16 protein-coding genes are annotated in these 21,073 nt (G+C 57.2%); 8 read left to right on the top strand and 8 right to left on the bottom strand.

The genetic code is table 11. The annotated features are described in order from the left end of the window. The first annotated feature begins 6 nt into the window (after positions 1–6). From LPW13_RS00975 to LPW13_RS00960, 4 genes are all read left to right on the top strand, one after another. Positions 7–921 carry a DUF1853 family protein gene (locus LPW13_RS00975; protein WP_230437589.1) on the top strand — a complete coding sequence of 305 codons (915 nt, stop codon included), beginning with the start codon at positions 7–9 and terminating at the stop codon, positions 919–921. Positions 922–1,007: 86 nt separating this feature from the next. Then, on the top strand, positions 1,008–1,571 hold the full coding sequence (locus LPW13_RS00970; RefSeq protein ID WP_230437588.1) for a GbsR/MarR family transcriptional regulator: 564 nt from the start codon (positions 1,008–1,010) through the stop codon (positions 1,569–1,571). A 57-nt stretch (positions 1,572–1,628) separates the two neighbouring features. Beyond that, positions 1,629–3,032, top strand: a complete 1,404-nt coding sequence (locus LPW13_RS00965) for a cytochrome ubiquinol oxidase subunit I (RefSeq protein ID WP_230437587.1) — start codon at positions 1,629–1,631, stop codon at positions 3,030–3,032. Next, positions 3,029–4,051: a cytochrome d ubiquinol oxidase subunit II gene (locus tag LPW13_RS00960; RefSeq protein ID WP_230437586.1), complete on the top strand. Its 1,023-nt coding sequence runs from the start codon at positions 3,029–3,031 to the stop codon at positions 4,049–4,051. The genes LPW13_RS00965 and LPW13_RS00960 overlap by 4 nt, the downstream gene beginning before the upstream one ends. 46 nt (positions 4,052–4,097) lie before the next feature. On the opposite strand, the gene pelA is transcribed toward LPW13_RS00960, so the two are convergent. The 3 genes from pelA to LPW13_RS00945 all read right to left on the bottom strand — a co-directional run bounded on the left by pelA (position 4,098) and on the right by LPW13_RS00945 (position 8,804). After that, positions 4,098–5,309: a pectate lyase gene (pelA, locus tag LPW13_RS00955; RefSeq protein WP_230437585.1), complete on the bottom strand. Its 1,212-nt coding sequence runs from the start codon at positions 5,307–5,309 to the stop codon at positions 4,098–4,100. Between the two features lie 148 nt (positions 5,310–5,457). Further along, complete coding sequence (locus LPW13_RS00950; protein WP_230437584.1) at positions 5,458–6,591, bottom strand: PepSY-associated TM helix domain-containing protein; 1,134 nt, start codon at positions 6,589–6,591, stop codon at positions 5,458–5,460. A gap of 86 nt (positions 6,592–6,677) precedes the next feature. Then, entirely contained in the window at positions 6,678–8,804 is a 2,127-nt protein-coding gene (locus tag LPW13_RS00945) for a TonB-dependent siderophore receptor (RefSeq protein WP_230437583.1), read from the bottom strand. Between the two features lie 243 nt (positions 8,805–9,047). Here LPW13_RS00945 and LPW13_RS00940 point away from each other — a divergent pair, with 243 nt between their 5' ends. After that, positions 9,048–9,299 (top strand): YdcH family protein, encoded by a 252-nt coding sequence (locus LPW13_RS00940; RefSeq protein ID WP_230437582.1) that lies wholly within the window; start codon positions 9,048–9,050, stop codon positions 9,297–9,299. 90 nt (positions 9,300–9,389) lie between these two features. Here LPW13_RS00940 and LPW13_RS00935 read toward each other — a convergent pair whose 3' ends face one another. The 5 genes from LPW13_RS00935 to LPW13_RS00915 form a co-directional block, all read right to left on the bottom strand. Then, positions 9,390–11,597 carry a S9 family peptidase gene (locus LPW13_RS00935; protein WP_230437581.1) on the bottom strand — a complete coding sequence of 736 codons (2,208 nt, stop codon included), beginning with the start codon at positions 11,595–11,597 and terminating at the stop codon, positions 9,390–9,392. Between the two features lie 117 nt (positions 11,598–11,714). Further along, complete coding sequence (locus tag LPW13_RS00930) at positions 11,715–13,166, bottom strand: sodium:solute symporter family protein (protein WP_230437580.1); 1,452 nt, start codon at positions 13,164–13,166, stop codon at positions 11,715–11,717. Positions 13,167–13,265: 99 nt separating this feature from the next. After that, a complete protein-coding gene (locus LPW13_RS00925) occupies positions 13,266–13,655 on the bottom strand; it encodes a RidA family protein (RefSeq protein WP_230437579.1) in 390 nt (129 codons plus the stop codon). A gap of 78 nt (positions 13,656–13,733) precedes the next feature. Continuing rightward, complete coding sequence (locus LPW13_RS00920) at positions 13,734–15,203, bottom strand: N-acyl-D-amino-acid deacylase family protein (protein ID WP_230437578.1); 1,470 nt, start codon at positions 15,201–15,203, stop codon at positions 13,734–13,736. Between the two features lie 21 nt (positions 15,204–15,224). Next, complete coding sequence (locus LPW13_RS00915) at positions 15,225–16,091, bottom strand: MurR/RpiR family transcriptional regulator (RefSeq protein ID WP_230437577.1); 867 nt, start codon at positions 16,089–16,091, stop codon at positions 15,225–15,227. A gap of 235 nt (positions 16,092–16,326) precedes the next feature. Between LPW13_RS00915 and LPW13_RS00910 the strand changes: the two genes are divergently transcribed. The 3 genes from LPW13_RS00910 (at position 16,327) to LPW13_RS00900 (ending at position 21,069) form a co-directional block, all read left to right on the top strand. Continuing rightward, complete coding sequence (locus LPW13_RS00910; protein WP_230437576.1) at positions 16,327–17,529, top strand: amino acid deaminase; 1,203 nt, start codon at positions 16,327–16,329, stop codon at positions 17,527–17,529. An 89-nt stretch (positions 17,530–17,618) separates the two neighbouring features. Then, positions 17,619–20,210: a beta-N-acetylhexosaminidase gene (locus LPW13_RS00905; protein WP_230437575.1), complete on the top strand. Its 2,592-nt coding sequence runs from the start codon at positions 17,619–17,621 to the stop codon at positions 20,208–20,210. Continuing rightward, positions 20,203–21,069 (top strand): SMP-30/gluconolactonase/LRE family protein, encoded by an 867-nt coding sequence (locus LPW13_RS00900; RefSeq protein WP_230437574.1) that lies wholly within the window; start codon positions 20,203–20,205, stop codon positions 21,067–21,069. The genes LPW13_RS00905 and LPW13_RS00900 overlap by 8 nt, the downstream gene beginning before the upstream one ends. The last annotated feature ends 4 nt before the right edge of the window (positions 21,070–21,073 follow it).

Genomic DNA, 21,073 nt, shown 5'->3' with positions numbered 1-21,073 from the left:
CGCGGGATGACTGACCGCCGTTTATCCAGCGCCCCCCTTCCCAAGGCGATTCCCGACCACTGGCAGAACCTGCTGTGGTCACTGGTATCACCAGACATTTCCGCCGACACCAGGCTCCCCTGGCTGCCGGCATCCCGCCGCAAGCACCTGGGCGACTTTTTCCAGCAACCGCGCACTCGCGCCACTCTGGAACCGGAGCTGGTTGCGCGACTGGAGCAAAAACGCAGCCATCGCCTTGGTATCTACTTTGAAAATCTGTGGGCCTTCGCTTTCCACCATCATCCCGACTATCGCTTACTGGCCCGAAACCTGCCGATCCGCAATGCCGGTAAAACACTGGGCGAACTGGACTTTGTGGTCGAGTACCTGCCCGACAACGTCACAGAGCACTGGGAGTTGGCGGTAAAGTTTTATTTGCAGGTGGGAGACTGCTGGGTAGGTCCCGGCCAACGGGACCGCCTGGATATCAAACTGGCCCGTATGGCGGACCACCAGATTCCCATTGCACGCTGCGCAGAAGCAGAGTCCACGCTGGCTGCGCAGAATGTTCAACTGGATCGCCAGTGGACCCTGATGCCGGGACGGCTGTTCACCCCGTTAGACTCCACCACGCCATCAGAACCCGGATTCTGGTGGGCAGATTGCACACAGTTTCAACGGCACTTTTCCGCCTCCCCCCTTTCATTGCTGCACCTGCCCAAGCAGGCCTGGCTCGCGTCTTGCGATCTGGCATATCCGTCTCGGACACTGCCAGTACCCCTGCCAATTCATCAATTCAACCCGGAAACACTGCGCAGCTCTCTGGATGGCCGCGGCCCGCTGTACATCGCCGTCACCGGTGACACAGGCGAGGTCAGCCGCGGCTTTCTGGTGCCCGACCACTGGCTGCAGAGCGCCACAATCACCCTGCCCCCGGAATAATTACACGCGTAATCCCTTGACACAGATCAGATTACATTTACAATTTTCAGAAATTTCTGAAACTTAAGAAAACTCTAAAGGGAAGTATGAATTTATCCAGCCAGGCACAGGCATTCGTTCTGCACTTTGGAGAGATGGGCAGCCGTTGGGGCTTTAACCGCACCGTGGGGCAGATGTTTGCCCTGCTGACCATTCACAGCGAGCCGGTAAATGCCGATCAACTGGCTGAGGCCCTGAAAATCAGCCGCGGCAATGTGAGCATGGGGCTCAAGGAGCTACAGGCCTGGCGACTGATCGAGCTGCACCACCAGCCCGGCGACCGCAAGGATTATTTCACCGCAGCCGGCTCCATCTGGGATCTGGCACGCACCGTGTTCGAGGAGCGCCGCAAGCGCGAGCTCGACCCCACCCTGACACTTCTGCGCCAACTGTTACTGACCGACCCTGGCGACGAACAGGAAGCGCTGGCACAGGAAAAAATCCAGGAGGTCTACAGCCTGCTGGAGATGCTCGATCGGTTTGCCAACACCCTGAGCAAACTGGACGAGAAAGATCTGCTCAAACTGATGAAACTGGGCTCCGGCCTCAGCAAGCTGCTGGAGCTGAAGTCCAGAGCCGGCACTAAAAAGAGCCCGCCCAAAGAGCGTTAGTCAGAGCAGGAATTTCGCCGCTCTAACCCGGGGCGGCCCGTGGTATACGAGGTGCCCATGCTGGATACTCTGATACTGTCGCGCATACAGTTCGCGGCCAACATCAGCTTTCATATTCTTTTCCCCACCATCACCATTGCACTGTGCTGGATCCTTTTCTTTTTCAAGCTGCGCTTCGACCTCACCGGTAACCCGGTATGGATGCGGGCCTACCGCTTCTGGGTGAAGATATTCGCGCTTACCTTTGCCCTCGGGGTGGTCAGCGGCCTGACCATGTCGTTCCAGTTCGGTACCAACTGGCCGGGCTTTATGGAAAAAGTGGGCAATATTGCCGGCCCGCTTCTGGGTTACGAAGTGCTCACCGCCTTCTTTCTGGAGGCGACTTTTCTCGGGATTATGCTGTTTGGTATCAAGCGCGTTTCCAGCCGGGTGCATACGCTCTCGGCCCTGATTGTCGCCATCGGCACCACCCTGTCGGCGTTCTGGATTCTGGCGCTCAACTCCTGGATGCAGACACCGGCGGGCTACGAGATTCGCGATGGCGTGGTCCACGCTACCGACTGGATGGCGGTGATATTCAATCCCTCCTTCCCCTACCGGCTGACACACATGTTGCTCGCATCCGGTTTGACCGCAGCTTTTTTTGTCGCCGGTCTGTCCGCCTACCGCATCCTTAAGGGAGATCACAAGCAGGCACCGAGACTGGCGCTGAAAACCGGCCTGATCATCGCTGCGGTGCTGGCGCCACTACAGGCATTTGTGGGTGACTTGCACGGGCTCAATACTCTTGAGCATCAACCGCAGAAGATTGCCGCCATGGAAGGGGTGTGGGAGACCGAGCAGGGGGCCCCGCTGCTGCTGTTTGCGATCCCCGATGAAGCGCAGCGCACCAACCACCTGAGCATCGGGATTCCCAAACTGGCGAGCCTGATCCTGACCCACGAAACCGACGGCGAAATCAAAGGACTCAACGACTTCGAGGACAACCACCCGCCGGTCAAACCGCTGTTTTTCGGCTTCCGCATCATGGTGGGTATGGGGCTGCTGATGCTCGCTACCGCCTGGGCCGGCTGTTACCTGTTACGCAGGCGTGATGAGCTGCCACGCTGGATGCTGAAGCTGCTGGTTGCTATGACATTCTCCGGATGGGTGGCCACACTCGCAGGCTGGTATGTCACTGAAGTAGGCCGGCAACCCTGGCTGGTCAGCGGGGTTTTGCGTACCGCGGATGCCGTCACTCCGGTTGCGCCGGCCAACGTGGGCCTTTCCCTGACACTCTACCTGATCACCTACGCAGTATTGATGTGGGCCTATATCCACACGCTCAAGGTGATGGCACTGAAGTCGGTCAAGGTGGAAGAGTTTGAAACCGAGGAACCGGTGGCGGATGGCAGCCTTACCAACCTGTCGCAACACACGGCTTCGGAATACGGTTACAGCGCGCGCGGAGGTGTTCAATGAGTGATGCAACCAGCATGATCAGCGGCGACTGGCTGCCGGTGGTTTTTATCGGCCTGATGGGTTTGGCGGTCATCGTTTACGCGATTCTGGATGGCTACGACCTGGGCGTGGGCATCCTGTTGCCGATGGGTGAGAGCGACGAAGGTCAGCGGGATACAATGATCGCCTCCATCGGCCCCTTCTGGGATGCCAATGAAACCTGGCTGGTACTGGCCATCGGCCTGCTGCTGATCGCATTTCCCGAAGCACACAGTATTGTGCTGACCAACCTGTATATTCCCGCAGCAATTATGCTGATCGGATTGATCATGCGCGGGGTGGCTTTCGACTTCCGCGCGAAGGCAGCGGTGGATCACAAGCTGGCCTGGGACCGCACTTTCAAATTCGGTTCACTACTCACCACCCTCACCCAGGGCTACATGCTCGGGCAGTATGTAATGGGATTTGAGCACAGCTGGTCGGCGCAGCTTTTCTGCCTGTTGAGCGCTCTGGGGGTCACCGCGGCCTACACCTATATCGGTGCCACCTGGCTGGTGATGAAAACGGAGCAGGGGCTGCAGCAACGGGCTGTGGTGTGGGCAAAAAATGCGGGGCGGGCGGCACTACTGGGCGTGGTTGCGGTCTGCGTCATCAACCCGCTGGTCAACCCCGGAGTATTCGACCGCTGGTTTACCTTCCCGCTGGTGATGTTCGTGCTGCTGATTCCCACCCTGTGTTTCCTGGGATTCGTCACCAACGATATTCTGCTGCGCCGACTCCCCAAACCCGAGGACCGACACTGCAGCCTGCCGTTTTATACCGTGGTGGGGATTTTTATTCTGAGCTTTATCGGCCTGGCGTTCAGCTTCTACCCGGAGATCGTTCCGGGGCAACTGAATATCTGGGAAGCAGCCAGCGCCCGCGCGTCGTTGCAGTTTATTCTGGTGGGCGCGGTCATCGTGGTGCCGGTGATCCTGCTGTACACCGCGTTTTCCTACCGGGTGTTTCGTGGCAAGGCCACGGATCTCAGCTATCACTGAGGTCCCGATGGGGAGAGAAGAGTAGCGATAGGAGAGAAGAAAGCGCTCAGCCCGAGGGCCGATGCGCTTCCTTTCGCTCCTTCTGCCATTTAGCGTAACGCTTCATCACCTTGTAAGGCTGTTCGGTATACCAGCCGTAACCCGCCCGGCGCTCTTTCGAAACCTTTTCGATATCAAAATACACCGCACCGTTGCGATCACCGAATACCGGCTTGTCCGCCTCAATATCGTAAAAGCGGGCCCAGATGGGGTCTGCGCCCTCCTCTGCAATCAGCTCTTTGTATTCGTGTTCGACGCGCCTGTAGCTGTATCCGTCGATCTGACGTTCTGCAAACCATTGCGTGGCACTGTCGATCATGCCCACAACCACCGGCGGTGGATTATCCAGGCTCATCAGGAATAACAGGATATCCGCGCTCTCACTGGTAGCCAGCGCCACCGGCTCGAAGGCCCGCGCGGAGGTGGGCGCCAGGGTTTCTGCATCGTGCTGTGCGCCCCAGATCGTCGGCCTGCCATTCACCACTACCTGAGTATCCGCCAGCATCTGCAGAGCGCGGGCCAGGCTGTCCCGGGACTGAGTGCGCACAGCTTCAGAGATGAATGACAGTGACGGCTCTTCGTGCGCAGCTGCGCCAACAATCTTCAACAGGTTGGCGATAGCATCGTCATTAAAGGTGATGTCGTCGTGGTAATCGCCCCGCAACGGGAACGTCTGCGGCCAACCACCGTTGGGGTATTGCGCCGCCAGGATCAGCTTCAGCGCGCGCTCGGCAGAGTCACAGTAAGGCTTTTCACCGATGGCATTGCAGGCGTTCACCATCACCCAGAACTGCACACTGGTGGCACTGTTGTCGAAGGTGGGCACGTAGTTTTTCTCGGTACCAAACGCCTGCCCGGGCTTGCGCGGTTCCGCGCCCATATCGGTGCGCTTGGACCAGCCGCCCGAGGGCGTCTGGAAAGAGAGCACGATATCCACAAGCCGCCGCCCCGCTTCACTGGCGATAAATGCAGGGTCGCGGGTAGCGGCCTTGACGTCAAAGCCGAAACGCTTGGTATGGGGCGCCTCCAGCGCTTCCTCCAGTCCGGATGCCTCGATTTCCGCGGCGAGAACCGCCTGATCGCGCCGGTACAGCCGCTCGGATTGCGCACGATACGCTGCCATGCCGGAGACCGGCTGCGGCGCGGACCAGGCACCGGAATCCTGAGCACAGCCGGTGAGCGCGAGAAGTACGCAGGAGGCGATCGTTCTGAATGTCATGGAGACGGTCATAGGGCCACACTGTCAGGCAGATTTGTATTTTGGTAAGGCCAAATGATGGTATCAGAAGGTGCTGCCGGTGAACAATCGTGTGATTGGCGGGCATAAAAAACCCGGGCATCGCCCGGGTTCCTGTTCATTCTGGTCGTCAGGTAGCGGCAGCTCCTGCGGCCATCGCTGCAGCCTTCGCCCGGCGTTTCTCCCGCGCCGCCTTGCGCTTGCCCCGGCGTTGATTCCAGATGTAGATCCCGGTAATGGAGAGCAGCAACGGTGTCAGGCCGATGATGCACCAGAGGATCTTGCTCACCAGGCCGGCAAAGTTGCCAAAGTGCAGGCGCCGGTAGCTGTCGATAATCTTCGCGCCCAGGGTGGCTTCGCGAATGTCGTAGCTCAGCATGTGATCGCCGGTCTGGGCGTTGTAGCTGACATTGCTGGCGTACTCGCTCAGCAACGGGTTGCCGGAATGGACATCGCCCCAAAAGGTGAAATTGGTATCCGGTTCCCAGGGGAAGGAAATGTAGGTGGTTTCAAAATTCTGTATACGGTTGCCGGTGTCGTCCATCAGCCCCTGCAGAGACAGGTCGTCGTTGTACAGCCGCTCCGCCATCTTGTAATGCTCGTGGCCGTCCGCGTGCTCTTCCATCTCGTGGGCAAAGTGGGTGATATTCCACCAGGCACCGGTGAAGCCCAGGATCAGCAGAATCGGCGCGCCGATAATACCGGTCATTTTATGCAGATCGGAAAAGTAGACGATCATGCGCGCATTCCAGCGTAGGGTGAAAAAATTTTTCCAGAATTTACGGTAAAGAATAAAACCGGTGATCCCGAGCCCGCACAGCAGGATCGAGAACACACTGGTGATCAGCATGCCCCAGTCCCCCGCCAGCAGGGTGAAATGCAGGTCGAGTAGCCAGTCGGTCAGGTGATGGGTGAGCCCCATGGGCGGGCGTAGCGGTTCGCCGGTATATTGGTCCAGCAGTGCATAGGTCCACTCGTCGGTGCCGTGCTCCATGGTGTACACCAGGTCCGCGCGGTTCTCATCCTGGAACAATGCCCAGCCGACGATTTCGTAGTCCGGAAAATGGCTGTTCACCGATGATGCCAGACTGTCCAGGCTCTGGCGCTCGCGGCCGGCAGCGTCTACCCGCACTTTATCTTCGATCAGCAGCGAGTCGATCTCGTACTTGAATACCAGAATGCTGCCGGTGACACAGATGACTAACAACGGCACAAAGGCAATCAGGGCCATCCAGCTATGCAGTTTGAACAGGGTCTTATTCATGCTTTTTTACACTGCTTCTTAAACACAGAAGGGGCGACGGCCTTTTTCAAGTCCGCCACCCCGTTTTTACTACACCTGTCCGGTGATCAGTAGCGCCAGTTTACCGACGCGCTGAAGTTGCGCGGTGCCGCGTAAAAGGCCTGGTCCCAGTACAGGCTGCTGATGTACTTTTCGTCGGTCAGGTTATTGCCGTTGACGGAGAAACTCAGCTGTTCGCTCACCTGGTAGTTGGCGAACAATCGCAGGGTCGCGTAGGCGTCCTGCTGGATAGTGGCGCCAGTGGCGCTGACACGCTGGATATCGTCCTGCCAGTTTACACCACCACCAACTTTCAACTGATCCAGCATCGGGGGACGGTAGCTCGCATACAGGCGCACCACCTTGGAAGGCACGTAATCGCGATTCAGCTCACCACCGACCTTGTTGGCGATATTGACCTTGGTAAAGCTCAGATCGGCCTGCAACCCTTCTGCCAGCATACCGCTCAGGGTGAGGTCGTAGCCGTCACTATCGTAGTCTTCGCCGGCGTATACCGATAGCGGACCACCGGAAATCGGGTCCTCAATCTCCTTGAGGAATTCCGCCACATTGTTCTGCTCGGTTTGATAATAAGACGCGGTCGCCACCAGCTTGCCGTCAAAGAAAGCACCCTTGGCACCGATCTCCTGGTTAACCCCTTCGGTGGGATCCATGTAGGTCAGGTCTTCGCTAATGTCGTCCTGGGGCATAAAGGTTTCGGTGTGGCTGGCATAGACCGAGTAGTTGTCGTCAATCCGGTAAACGACACCGGCGTATGGCAATACGCGGCCACTTTCTCGGGTAGCCTTGCTGGTGCCGTAACCAGTGCCCTCACTCTCCCAGTCGATTACCCGCGCACCGCCGATAACCGACAGGGCATCGGTCAGGTTCAGGCGGGTGGCCGCGAAATAGGCGCCCTGCTCGGAGTTGAAGTCACTGCCGGTCAGCCCATCGGTAAAACTCGGGCGCACTGGGGTCTGGCCATTCCATTGAGTGAAATCGCCGATAGGGGGATACCCATTGGTGTAGTCGTACAGGGAGGTCTCTTCGATATTGTCCTTGGCCCAGTTGTAGCCGAACATCACCTCGTGCTCACGGCCGAACAGGCTGTAATCGCCGTTGACACGCACGTCGAACACTTCCCGCTTCTGGTCTTTGTCGTAACCGCTGGCATAGCCAATCAGGCCCACGTCGGTATCCGGGGCCGGCAGGCTGTACATATAGAACAGCTCACTGTCGCCTTCGACATCCGCCTGATTGTAGTAGGCCTTCACCTGCCAGCCATTGCTGAACTCGTGCTTCAGTTCCGCAAAGACCTCGGTCTGGATATTGTCCCAGTAGGCCCACTCTGCGGAGGTGGATGCGGAAACGTCATAGTCTGTGGGGGAGCCATCGGTGTAGTGCATCGGCAATGCACCCCACAGCGGACTGTCGGCCAGGCTACTCTGGTAGCTGCCACCCAGGGTAAACAGCGTGGACTCGCCCAGGTCTTTTTCGATCACGCCGTAGGCTACGGTTTTGTCCATGGCGTAGTAGTCCAGCCAGGATTCACGGTCTTCCTTCACCAGTACCGCGCGGCCACGCAGCCCCTCGGTGAGGGTGCCGGAAACGTCGGTCTCGGCGCGCAGCTTGTCCCAGGATCCTACGGTAGAGCTGAAAGACAGTTGCAGGTCATCGGTAGGACGTTTGCGCACCAGATTCACGGTCGCAGACGGGTTACCGGCACCGGCCATCAGGCCATTTGCGCCGCGCACTACCTCGATACGCTCGTACAGCGCCGTATCCAGCTCGCCGTCCTGGTTACCATAGGCAGACACCATACCGACGCCGTCCACCTGGAAGTTGGTGATATCGAACCCGCGGGACGTGTAGTAGGTGCGGTCGGTCTCAACACTCTCGACCTGAATCCCGGGCACGGTAACCAGCGCATCATTCAGGCTTTGCAGTTTGAAGTCCTGGAGCTGTACCTGGCTGATGGCAGAGACAGACTGGGGAGTATCCATGATGGAGAGACCGAGGCCGGTGGAGGCATCCATCTCCTGAGTCAGGTAAGACTCGACCTGCTCACCAGTCACTTCCACATTTTCCAGCTGCTCAGACTTTTCAGCCTCTTTCTCAGCAGCAATGGCACCGTTAGCCAGGCACAGGGCGGAAGCCAGCAGTGCTCGGGAGAAAATTCGCGAATTCGATGACATCAATACGTCCCCAGAAGTTACCCCTTAAATTCGGCCGGCAGTCTAGTGGACAACAAAAGCAAATGCAACCAATTCTCATTTAGTTTTTATGTGTATAGCGCTTACTCTTAATTACTCTCGCCCTGTCGACGGAGTGGCGACGCTAAGCCCACTCGGAAATCCCCCTCTCTGTCGTCCAATCCAACACTAAACTGTCATCAGGGGCTCTTCCCTGTCTTTTACCTGCAACCCGGAGACAGTTTCATGCCAATACAGCCGCATACACTGGAGTCTGATTTCCCCCAATACACCGATACCATCCGTCACCTGCGCGAGGAGAATCTGGCGTTCAGGAACGATAGCGAGACCTATCACCGGTTGGATAAAGAGATTCGCGGGCTGGAGGAGCGCGGGGTGGCAACGGACGATGCGCACTTTACGGAACTGAAAGTCCGCCGTGCGCGCATGAAAGACCAGCTGTACCGGCGCATCAGGAGTGGTGACAGTGGCCACTGAGTGAGAAAAACGGGCAAAGAGGAACTGGCAAAGAGCAACGGGCAAAAAGTGAGCGGCATGCCGGTGATGACACCGGCAGCCGGTTAGAAATCAACGCTCCGCTTTCAGATTGCGATCGAAGAAATCCTTCATCATCTGGAACCAGTGCTTGCGGGTTTCCTTGCCGCGCAGACTGTGTTTCTTACCCGGATAAGTCATCAGCTCGAACTGCTGACCATTGTCCTGCAACTGCTTGATGAGTTTGGTGGTATTGGTAAACAACACGTTGTCATCGGCCATTCCATGGTAAATCAACAGCGGGCCCTTGAGGCCATCGGCGTAAGGGAATACCGAAGCGGCCTTGTAGGCTTCGGGTACTTCATTGGGATTGCCCATGTAGCGCTCGGTATAGTGGGTATCGTACAGCCCCCAGTCGGTTACCGGTGCGCCGGAAATGCCGGCCTTGAAATAATCTCCCGCCTTGAACATGGTCATCAGCGCCATGTAGCCGCCGTAGCTGTGGCCGTATACACCGATGCGCTCGGGGTCCACGAATGGCAGTGAGCGCAGGAATTTAACTCCGCTTACCTGATCATCGACTTCCACCGATCCCATTTTCTTGAAAATGGGATCCTCAAACGCTTTACCGCGATTGGCGGAGCCGCGGTTATCCAGGGTGAATACCACATACCCCTGCTGGGCCATGTACTGATTAAACGGGCGATCCCAACTGTTGGTCACGAGCTGCGCATGGGGGCCACCGTAGAGGTAGACCATCACCGGATATTGTTTGCTCGCATCGAAGCCAGCCGGCTTGTACATGCGGTAGTAGAGGGTATGACCTTCCGGCGCATCGATGGTGCCGAACTCGGGCTCGATCCAGTCGCTCACGTAGGGGAACAATGGGTGGCCCTGCTCCACTTTGTTTTCCTGCAACCAGGTCACACGCTCACCGTCCGCACTGTGCAGACTTACCTGGGCGGGAGTGGTGGGATTGGAATAGGTATCGATATAGCCGGAAGCATCTTTGGCAAAGGCGATGCGATGCATACCGGCGCGTCGGGAAATCTTTTCAACCTCACCGGATCCATCGAGATTCGCCACGTAAAGGTGACGCTCCAGGGGCGTATCTTTACGGCCCGTGAAATAGACCTTGCCGGCCCCCTCATCCACGGCTTCCAGCGCGTCGATGGCCCAACCTCCCTTGGTGATCTGCGCCAGCTGCTTACCGTCCAGATCAAACAGATACAGGTGTTTAAATCCGTCCTTTTCCGATGCCCAGATGAAGCGATCGCTGTCTTTCAGGAAACGCAGGTCGTGGAAGAGATTGACCCAGGTATCACTGGTTTCAGTAAGGCCGGTGCGGGTTTTGCCACTGGGGATATCCACAAAGCGCAGTTCCAGCTTTTGCTGGCTGCGGTTCTGCCATTGGTAAGAGAGCAGGTCGCTACGCGCCCACTTTACCCGGGGAATGTAGATATCTTCGTTCCCGCCCAGGTTCAGCCACCGGGTCTTACCGCTGTCCAGATTCAGTACGCCCAGCTTGATTTTGACATTGGGACGGCCGGCTGCGGGATAGCGCTGTTTGATCATATCGATGCGATCCGCATAGATTTCACTGCGGGTGACTTCGTCTACCGGGCTCTCATCCACCCGCAGGAAGGCGATATTTTTCTCATCCGGAGACCACCAGTAGCCGGTCATGCGGTCCATTTCTTCCTGGGCCACAAATTCCGCCATGCCATTTTTGATCGGACCTTTACCATCGGTGGTGAGCTGGCGTTCTTTACCGGTTTTCAGGTCGACCACAAAGATATTCTGGTCGCGGATAAACGACACCAGATTGCCTTTGGGGGAAACGCGGACGTCGGTCTCAAATGCTTCGGTTTCTGTCAGGCGCTTGGGCTGACCATTGTTGAGATCGTAATAGAACACATCGCCGGCGAGAGGGAACAGCAGTGACCTACCGTCTTTCGACCAGCTGTATTCCATGATCCCGCTGCCGAAGATCCGCTGACGCTCACGGCGGGCTTTCTCTTCATCGGACAGGTTTTCTTCGCCACTGTGGAGCTTGTCGGAATTGACCAGCATGCGGGTTTCACCATCTTTCAGGCGGTACTCCCACAGGTCGTAGCGGTTGTAATCGTCTTTGCGCCCCTTGAGGAAGGTAACGCGGCTGCCATCGGGGGAATACTGCAGCGCGCGCGGGCTGGTGCCGCTCAAGGCAGGATCGGAGAATATTCTATCAATGGTCAACTGTTCTGCAGAAGAATAACTGGCAAACATGCCGGCCAGCAGGAAAATCAATTTCCGTTTCATACAGCCTCTCGCACTCTAATCATTATTAATCGGAAGCTGCATTACAGCTCCCCCGAAGCAGGCGGATGATGATAGAGCGCGAGGGGTTTGAGCGCCAGATTTTGCGGCGATGTGACCTCAGCGAGCGTCGAGTTTAATCTCCCTCTCTGCGCGGGTGGACGCCTCGGCCCCCGTCCCGGTCGGGGCAGTCATAACACTGACCAGCCCCCCCGCGAGCAACGCCGTCAGCACCGCCGGCAACACCGGGTTTCCCCAGAAAACATTGAACCAACCCATCACACCCAGAGAAGCAAAAGATCCCGCTATGATGGCTGCCATAGCGCCCTGCCAGGTGAAGCGCGACCAGAAGCGTCCGAGCAGGCCACAGACAAATAGCCCGGACATTACGGTGGAGATCATTTTGCTGATATAGCCAATCAGGTCGTCGGACAATAGTGCCAGTGCCAGCGCGACGCCGATCACCAGTAACAGGCCAATTCGAGACTGGGTAACCGTCTCCGCTACGGATTGCGCACGTAAATCCCGCACCAGCACCGATACCCCGGCAATGGCATCGGAACTGGCGCTGGACATGGTGGCAGAAAGGCCCGCGAGCAACACCAGAACCCCGACTCCCAGTGGCAATACTTCCAGCGCGAGATAGGGAAACGCGTAGTTTCGGTTTTCCAATGCCGGATTCAGCAAGAAGGCGCAAATGCCGATGATCGCCGGCACCAGAGAAAACAGGAGATACACACCGCCTGACACATAAAAGGAACGGCGCACCGATTGCACACTGCGCCCGGAATAAATACGCTGCCGAAAAGAAGGCGTTGCCAACACGCCCACTGCGATCACAGCAGCCAGTGAAATGCCAGGGAGAAGACGGCCGGATTCACGGCTGGTTGCCAGTGCGGAAGTCTCACCAGAAGCCTCACTATAAGCCCCACTATAAGACCAGGCCCCCACCATCGTATTCCAGCCGCCCACCTGATCGACGGCAAAACCCGCCATCAGCAGAAAGCCGACGAACAGCACTATCGCCTGCAGGGTATCTGTCCACACCACCGCATGATAGCCCCCGATCACCACGAAAATACCGAACCCCAGTGCCACCAGCAGCTTGGCCAGCTGCAGGTCAATACCACTGACCCAGGACAGATAGAGACTGCCCCCGAGAATGTGAGCGCCCAGCCACCCCACACACGCCAGCAGAATCAGCACAGCCACGGTTTTCTTGACCAGCAGGTGATCACCCACATAGGAAGCGAGCTCTTCACTCATGGTGGCAAAGCGCTGCGCACGCACGGGTGCAAACAACAGCCCCAGTAACAGAATACCCACCGCACCACCAAACCCGTACAGCGCCCCCACCCAGCCATTGGCATAACCGAAACCGACCGCCCCCATGGACGAACCGGTGCCAACCATCGTTGCAACCGTGGTGCCAATAGTGAGAAAAACGGGTAGACCTCTGCCCGCCAGTAGAAAATCGTCACTGTCTTGCGCACGACGAGAGAAAAACCAGCCGATACCAATCAGCAGCACGATGTAGAGCCCGAAAGCGGCGAGAAAGTAGTTGGCATTCATTGGGTTGATCGAGCGATATTCTTTATTCTTGAAGATTTCTTGCTATCGAGTCCGACCTGATTAAATACCTCTTTCAGGTTTGCTTAAAGTACCACCTTGTCACATGACCGGCTGCTTATAGCAGACCAGGCCCACTTCCACCTTGCAGTCTACAACCAGATCACTGACAGAACAGATCCGCGCCGGCGGGTTTTTACCGAACCGCTCCTTGAACACCTTATTGAAAGACTGAAAGTATCTTGCATCGGTCAGAATCACTGTGACATGCACCACGTCCGAAGCACTGTAGCCGGCGCGATCCATGATTGAAAAACAGTTGTCGATGGCCAGTCGTGACTGCTCGACGATCCCACCTTCCACAACTTCACCATCCAACATCGGCGTCTGACCGGACACGTATAAAAAGCCACCGGCTTCTACCGCACTGGAAAAGGGCAAGTGCTGCCCCCCGGTTCCGGTTCCACCTTCTGCACCGAATCTCTGGATCATGATTACCTCACATTTTGTATAAAAAATTGCTGCAAATACTTTCCGCAGTGCAGTGAACAGATAGGTCGCCGCGCCGGTTTATCGCGCACTACGAAACAGGAATGCACCACTTCTCCCCTCGAGTACCTTGCCTTCAGAATAACTACATACTCCGTTCACCCACACCCGGTGAATCCCCCGGGCCGCTTTCTGCGGCTCGGAATAACTTGCTGCTGACTCGAGAGCGTCGTAATCGAACAACACCAGGTCTGCACAGAATCCCTCGCGAATCAGCCCGCGTCCCTGCAAACCAAAGTTTTTCGCGGACAGTCCCGTCATTTTGTGCACCGCCTGTGGCAGGTCCAGCAGCCCCAGCTCCCTACCATAATGGGCAAGCACTCTGGGAAAAGCGCCCCACAGCCTCGGGTGCGGATGCGGGTCATTGGGCAGGCCATCTGACCCCACCATGGTCAACGGGTGACGCAGAATATTCTGCACATCACTGTCGCTCATACAGTGATAGACCGCGCCGGCCGGCTGCAATCTTTGCGCGGCCTGATAACGGGTAAGGTTCCAGGCTTTGGCAATCTCCGCCAACGGCCGGCCTCCCTGATCCGGATAAGGCTCCGACCAGGTAATGAAAATATCGATATCGTCAGTGACTTGTGCCAGGTCCAGGGTGCTGGAGCTGGCGGTATAGGGGTAACAGTCACAGGCCAGCGTTTGGTGTTTGGCAGCCGACTCCAGCGAAGACAACACCGCATCACTGCGACCCCAGTTTCCGCGTCCGGCACATTTCAGGTGGGAAATAATCAGTGGCACCCGATGTTCACGGGCAGTGAGCAGCGCCTCATCAATCGCCTCCAGAATCTGTTCAAACTCCGTGCGCAGGTGCGTGGTGTAAACCCCACCCTGCTCGGCAAGTACCGAGACCATCTCCAGCACTTCCGCGGTATCGGCACATTTGGCATTGCCGTAGGCGAGGCCGGAACTGAGACCGATGGCGCCCTGCTGCAGGGCGCGTCGCAACTGTTGCTTCATGGCGGTCAGCTCGGCTTGCGTGGCCGTGCGCTGGAGACTGCTCATGTGATTGTTGCGCAGGGAAGTATGGCCAATCAGCGCGGCTACATTTACATTCGGTCGCGCTTTTTGCACGGCGCGGGCATAGTCGGAAAAGTTCGGGTAGCAAAACCGCGCTTTCGGCCCCAGAAGATTGAGAGGATCCGGCGGATCACTGTCGAGACTTACCGGACTGGCACTGATTCCACAGTTGCCGACCACCACCGTGGTCACTCCCTGGGTGATTTTTGCCGGCACCTGTGGATTGTGAATCACTGCCAGGTCGTCATGGGTGTGCACATCAATAAAGCCCGGCGCCAGCACCAGACCGCGGGCATCCATGATTTCCTCGACGTCCAGCTGGCGTAACTCGCTATCGGAAAAACCGCCGCCGCTGGACGGGGCAATTCGCAGAATATGACCACCGCTGATGGCCAGGTCTCCGTAATAGGCGGGAGCGCCACTACCATCGACGATCTGCGCATTGCGAATTACCGAGGTAAAAGTCATTCACTTTCCTGTGAGTGTCGGTCAGTCTCCCAATGGCAGGCGGTCTTCACCGTGCTTGTGACTGTCCAGAGTATGTTTAAGACGCCTGAGCGCCTCGCGGCTTTTGCGCTTCTGTTTCACGGCAAGCTCCGTTGCCAGTACATCGATCGCGGCAAGCATCACGTAACGGGCTGCGGTTGGCTTGAAAATGTAATCTGTCTCCAGGGGCTCCATGGGCACCAGATGGTGCAGCACTTTCGACAGCGGCGAATCGGCAACCGTAACCCCCACCAGTGTCGCGCCATATTCGCGGGCAATTTCCGCAGCTTCCTGTACGTCCGGGCTGTATCCGCCGAGGGACAGACACAACACCACATCGTTGCTGTCGATGGTGGAGGCGGCCATGCGCATCAGCATCGGATCGGAATAGGCGGTGGCGGGAAATCCGAGGCGGAAAAAGCGATGCTGGCACTCCTGGGCCATCACCGTGGATCCGCCGCCAACGCCGAATACCAATATCTGTCGCGCCGTTGCCAGCGCGGCAACCGCCGGCTCAATCACCGCCTCGGTAATCAACCCGGCGTTGTGATCCAGCGCCGTTTTGATTTCCTCATACACGCCATAATGCGACCCCGGCTCTGCCTTCACTTCGGTATAGAAGCGCTGACCTACGGCCAGCGCCTGGGCCAGGCGCAACTTGAGGTCGCGTACATTCTTGCAGTCGATCGCTTTGGCAAAGCGGGTAATCGTCGCCTCGCTCACACCGGCTTTGGTCGCCAGCTCACTGATACTGGCATGGGCGGCAAAGCTGATATCGTCCAGCACCAGCGCGGCAATTTTCTGCTCCGCATCCCGAAGCTGGCCGTAGTGGGCGTTGATTTTCGACACAATATCCGGTTCGTGACTCACGGCGATTTATCCTGTTCTTCTATGATTTCCAACTTTCTAAGCGGCTTTTTAGCTGCTGTATTAACCGGATATGGATGTTACGTAAGTCGGCCCAGTATAGGTATCGTGTTTGATATTTTCAATACTTGTTTATTTTTATGGTAATTTCTTTCAGAATACCCGCCATACACAGAGGCAGTTTTTCCGGCATCGTCATTGACGCCAGTGCATCCTTAGAACAGTCAGGAAAGAGTTCATGCGTTCACCCTCCGATTCCGCCCCTCTCAACCTGCTCCGGGAAGAGATCGCACTGCCCGCCGCAGTGATCTATTGCACACGGCTCCAGCACAACCTGCACTGGATGCAGCGCTTTGCCGATGAGCGCGGGGTCAAACTGGCCCCCCATGGAAAGACCACCATGGTGCCGGCGTTCTTTCGCCACCAGGTGGCCGCCGGCGCCTGGGGCATGACGCTGGCGACCCCGGCACAGGCCCGGGTGGCGGCTGAAGCGGGCGTGTCACGTATCCTGATGGCGAACCAGCTGGTGGGAAAACAGAACTGCGCAGATGTCAGTGCGCTGCTGCGTGATTTCCCGGGCCTGGACTTTTACTGCCTGGTGGACTCGGCGCAGAACGCAAGTCAGCTCGGCGCATTCTTTTCCCAGCAGGAGCAGTGCCTGCAACTGTTGCTGGAATTCGGGGTATCCGGCGGGCGCACCGGGTGTCGCAATGCCGATCAGGCCATCGAGGTTTGTGAGGAAATCGCCCACTGGCGATCACTGAAATTGTGCGGCGTGGAAACCTACGAAGGCCTGATCCACGGAGAAGATGCGGAAGCCAGAGTGCGCACCCACCTGCAACAGACCCGGGATCTCTGTCTCGACCTGATCGCGCAAGGGTATATCCAGTGCGAACCGGTCATCCTGAGTGGCGCGGGCTCCGCCTGGTACGACGTGGTCAGTGCCGTATTTACCGATCATGACGATCAACGCATCCTGCCGGTGATCCGCCCGGGCTGCTACCTCACCCACGATCGCGGCATTTACCAGCAGGCACAGGCAGCTGTGATGGCCCGGCTGCAAAACCAGTGCTGTCCCGTCGGCGACCTGCAGTCGAGTCTGGAAATCTGGGCTTATGTGCAATCCCGACCGGAACCCGATATGGCGATTATCGCTTTCGGAAAGCGCGATGCCGCCTACGATGCCGGGCTGCCGCAGCCGGAACTGCACTTTCGCCCCGGCAGCGACCAGAAACCGACAGCAGCCCCGACAGCGTGGAAGCTTACCGCCATCATGGATCAGCATGCGATGATGCAGGTACCGCAAAATGCGGATTTGCAAGTAGGCGACATAATCGCATTCTCCACCTCTCACCCCTGTCTCACTTTCGACAAGTGGCGACAGCTTCTGGTAGTCGACGATGATTACACGGTTGTCGAGCGAGTGGAGACGTTTTTCTGAATCGCATCCGAGCAAGCCCAGTCATTCAATAATAACGACGGACTACTATGGCAATCACAATGGAAAGCCCAGTTTCCCAACAAGACCGTGTGATAAAGAATACGCTGACGGGCCTGCTCGCACTTGCCTGTCTACCACTGGCAAAAGCAGAAACCGCTAATCACGCACCACACGATCCGCGTATCCCGGCACTCATACCCTATCCACAGCAGGTCGAACTACAGGTCGGACTGGAGCGCAATCAGTCATCGGCGCTGCGACTGGACCAAAGCACCCGGCTTTGTTTCACCATACCGCCCACGCCGCGTGTAAGCGCCGCCAGCGCGCGATTCCGGGAACGCCTGGTGCGACAGCAGGATATCCAGCTGGACGCCGCCACAGACTGCTCAACGCTGACTGACGACAGCGCACTCACTCGACTGGTGCTGACGGTAGAAAATACCGCAGATGACCACGATGAAACCACCCTTGCCGCATTGGACACAAAGCGCGAATCCTATCACCTGCGAATCAATACTGACGGGGTTCAAGTCAGCGCAAAAAATGAACCGGGCCTGCTACACGGGTTGCAGACACTGTCACAGCTGATTGGTATCTCCGATAGTAAACCGGGCTATAGCGAACTACCGGCGCTGAAAATCCTCGACTACCCTCGATTTCGCTGGCGCGGGTTAATGCTCGATTCTGCGCGTCACTTTTTTTCTGTGGACACCATCAAGCGTCAACTCGATGGCATGGCAGCGTCAAAGCTCAATGTATTCCACTGGCATCTCACCGATGACCAGGGCTGGCGACTGGAAAGCAAGGCTTATCCGCGCCTGCACGAAACGGCACCGGGTGGCGATTATTATTCTCGTGAACAGGTACGGGAGATTGTCCGCTATGCCCGTGACCGCGGGATCGTAGTGGTGCCGGAAATCGATATGCCAGGGCACGCCAGTGCAATCGCCCATGCCTATCCGGAACTGATATCGGCGCCAGGCCCTTACCCGCCGGAAGATCGCTGGGGCGTACACAAGCCGCTATTGAATCCCGCCGATCCGGCGGTGTATGAATTTGCGGAAAAAATTCTTGCGGAAGTAGCGGACCTGTTTCCGTTTGAATACGTGCATATCGGTGGTGATGAAGTCGATCCGGCGCAGTGGCTGAACAATCCACAGATCCGCGAGTATATGAACCAGCACCAGCTCACCGACAGCCGCGCGCTACACAATGATTTCAATCACCGCCTGGCAGAAATCCTCGCCCGTCACGGCCGCAAAATGATCGGCTGGGACGAAATATTGCATCCCGGGCTTGCGCCCAGCGCAGCAGTACAGTCCTGGCGCGGCCCCGACGCCCTCGGCGATATTGCCCGCGCCGGCCACTTCGGAATCCTATCCACCGGATTTTACCTGGATCAGCCCCAGTACGCCGGCTATCACTATCGCAACAATATCCTGCCACGGCCAACAGATGTCACAGCCCCAAGAGCGGGAGCGCAATGGCAGACCTGGGCATTTTCCGCCCCGCGCAAACGTGGCAGTGCGGTCAGTGGACACTTCACCCTGATCAAGCCGGAAACCGGCCCCGCACGCGGCATCATGGTATTTGCCGGCAAACGCCCGCAGCCACTGAACAACGTATCGCAAATAGGCCCCTATACCACATTCAGTCTCGATACCTGGATGGGGCCGCTCACCGCACGGCTACAGTTACAGAAGAACACGCTTGAAGGCGAGTTCCTGGTGGGGAACGCACCTTACCACCCCAGCGGCCACCTGCTCGCCAGTAGCGCCAACGAAGACACAGCCCCCACATTTACCGACACAGATACGCCGCTGACTTCCGCACAGGCGGACCGAATCCTCGGCGGCGAAGTGGCACTATGGTCAGAGATGGTGACCGAGCAAAATATCGACGTAAAACTGTGGCCACGCGCATTTGCAGTAGCAGAGCGGCTGTGGTCCAACGGAGAATTGCGCAACGAGGATTTCCTTTACCGACGTCTGCATACCATCAGTGACTGGACGCAAACGGCCACCGGCCTGCAACACCGGCAACAACAATCCGCCGCATTGGAACAGCTCTTCCCCGACCCACTACTGCCGCAGGCACGGGAGCTCGCCGCCGTTCTGGAACCGGCACACTATTACCATCGCCACCACGAAAAGTCCGCAAGTGAAACCTACTCCCGCCGCGATCCACTGGATCGCCTTGCGGACAGCCTGCCGGCGGAGAGTGTCGCCCTGGGGCCGCTACGTCTGTTTGCGGGACAATCGAAACTACCGGGCAACGAGATAACCGATGAAACGCACCCGGCGCTGGAAAGCAGCCTGATGCAACTGTGGAAAAGTCATCGGGCAGCAAGCACGATTTTGCAGTCCCGCAATACGGTGCCGGCGGAAGTCACCAGCATCGCCAAACTCGCTCAACAGCAATCCGAGCTCGCCTTCCTGGTGGTCGAGCGCTATCTGGATACGACGCCGTTTTCTCCCACCGAGGAAGTCGCCTTGCGCAACCGCCTGCAACCACTCAAAGGAATACACCACGAAATGATACTACCCGCCGTTCCCGCGCTCGAACGGTTACTGGATCATCTGCAGCACTCCTCTGCCGATAGATCAAATACCGGTTCAGGCACCGGTTCAAAGTCTGCTGCGAGAGCAATCCCACAAGGAAAGGAACACGAACATGATTAAAACAACGCTCGCACTCGCGCTATTGCTCGCCACTGGCTCGCTGTACACAACGGCATCGACCAAAAATCCCGACACCCGGGACTGGATGCCGGAAGGCAGCTTCACCGATGGTGTTGAAGGTCCGGCTATAGGCCCCGACGGCAACCTCTATGCGGTCAATTTTTCCCACCAGGGTACGATCGGAAAAATCTCGGCAAAAAAAGCGGGGGAGGTATGGCTACAGCTGCCCGAAGGCAGTACTGGCAACAGTCTGCGTTTTCATAACAACCGTCTCTATGTAGCGGACTACACCGGCCATAATATTCTGGTGATAGACCCGGACAGCCGGAAAATCCAGCGCACACTGCACAACCCGCAGATGCACCAGCCCAATGATATTGCTATTGCCGACAACGGCACCCTCTATGCCAGTGACCCCGACTGGAACAACAACAGCGGCCAGCTCTGGCGGGTTAGCCCGGAAGGTATTTTTACTCTGCTGGAAAAAGATATGGGTACGACCAACGGGATCGAACTGAGCCCGGATGGTAAAAAGCTGTACCTGAATGAGAGCGTCCAGCGGCGGGTATGGGTCTACGATGTTCTGGACAACGGCGACGTGACCAATAAAAAACTGCTGATGGCGTTTGAAGACTTCGGTCTCGATGGCATGCAGACCGACAGCACCGGCAACCTGTATATCACCCGCTATGGTGCCGGTGTGGTTTTGAAAGTTTCTCCCGCGGGCAAGATCCTGAGAACCATTCAGCTCAAGGGGCAGCATCCAACGAATATTGCGCTCAGTGCCGATGGTCAGTCTGCTTTTGTGACCATGCAGAAGCGTGGTGCTATTGAGCGGTTCTTTATTCGCTCCAAATAACGGT

This window comes from Microbulbifer celer (assembly GCF_020991125.1).
Taxonomy (GTDB): Bacteria; Pseudomonadota; Gammaproteobacteria; order Pseudomonadales; family Cellvibrionaceae; genus Microbulbifer; species Microbulbifer celer.
The sequence above is the reverse complement of the archived record's forward strand: the minus strand, read 5'-3'. Positions and strand labels throughout refer to the sequence as shown.

Bases quoted from the DNA above. Each gene is read 5' to 3' on its own strand.
- LPW13_RS00920 (WP_230437578.1), bottom strand. From the start codon at position 15,203: ATGACTTTTACCTCGGTAATTCGCAATGCGCAGATCGTCGATGGTAGT.
- LPW13_RS00910 (WP_230437576.1), top strand. From the start codon at position 16,327: ATGCGTTCACCCTCCGATTCCGCCCCTCTCAACCTGCTCCGGGAAGAG.
- LPW13_RS00900 (WP_230437574.1), top strand. From the start codon at position 20,203: ATGATTAAAACAACGCTCGCACTCGCGCTATTGCTCGCCACTGGCTCG.
- LPW13_RS00975 (WP_230437589.1), top strand. From the start codon at position 7: ATGACTGACCGCCGTTTATCCAGCGCCCCCCTTCCCAAGGCGATTCCC.
- LPW13_RS00925 (WP_230437579.1), bottom strand. From the start codon at position 13,655: ATGATCCAGAGATTCGGTGCAGAAGGTGGAACCGGAACCGGGGGGCAG.
- LPW13_RS00940 (WP_230437582.1), top strand. From the start codon at position 9,048: ATGCCAATACAGCCGCATACACTGGAGTCTGATTTCCCCCAATACACC.
- LPW13_RS00935 (WP_230437581.1), bottom strand. From the start codon at position 11,597: ATGAAACGGAAATTGATTTTCCTGCTGGCCGGCATGTTTGCCAGTTAT.
- LPW13_RS00930 (WP_230437580.1), bottom strand. From the start codon at position 13,166: ATGAATGCCAACTACTTTCTCGCCGCTTTCGGGCTCTACATCGTGCTG.
- pelA (WP_230437585.1), bottom strand. From the start codon at position 5,309: ATGACATTCAGAACGATCGCCTCCTGCGTACTTCTCGCGCTCACCGGC.
- LPW13_RS00960 (WP_230437586.1), top strand. From the start codon at position 3,029: ATGAGTGATGCAACCAGCATGATCAGCGGCGACTGGCTGCCGGTGGTT.
- LPW13_RS00950 (WP_230437584.1), bottom strand. From the start codon at position 6,591: ATGAATAAGACCCTGTTCAAACTGCATAGCTGGATGGCCCTGATTGCC.
- LPW13_RS00965 (WP_230437587.1), top strand. From the start codon at position 1,629: ATGCTGGATACTCTGATACTGTCGCGCATACAGTTCGCGGCCAACATC.
- LPW13_RS00945 (WP_230437583.1), bottom strand. From the start codon at position 8,804: ATGTCATCGAATTCGCGAATTTTCTCCCGAGCACTGCTGGCTTCCGCC.
- LPW13_RS00970 (WP_230437588.1), top strand. From the start codon at position 1,008: ATGAATTTATCCAGCCAGGCACAGGCATTCGTTCTGCACTTTGGAGAG.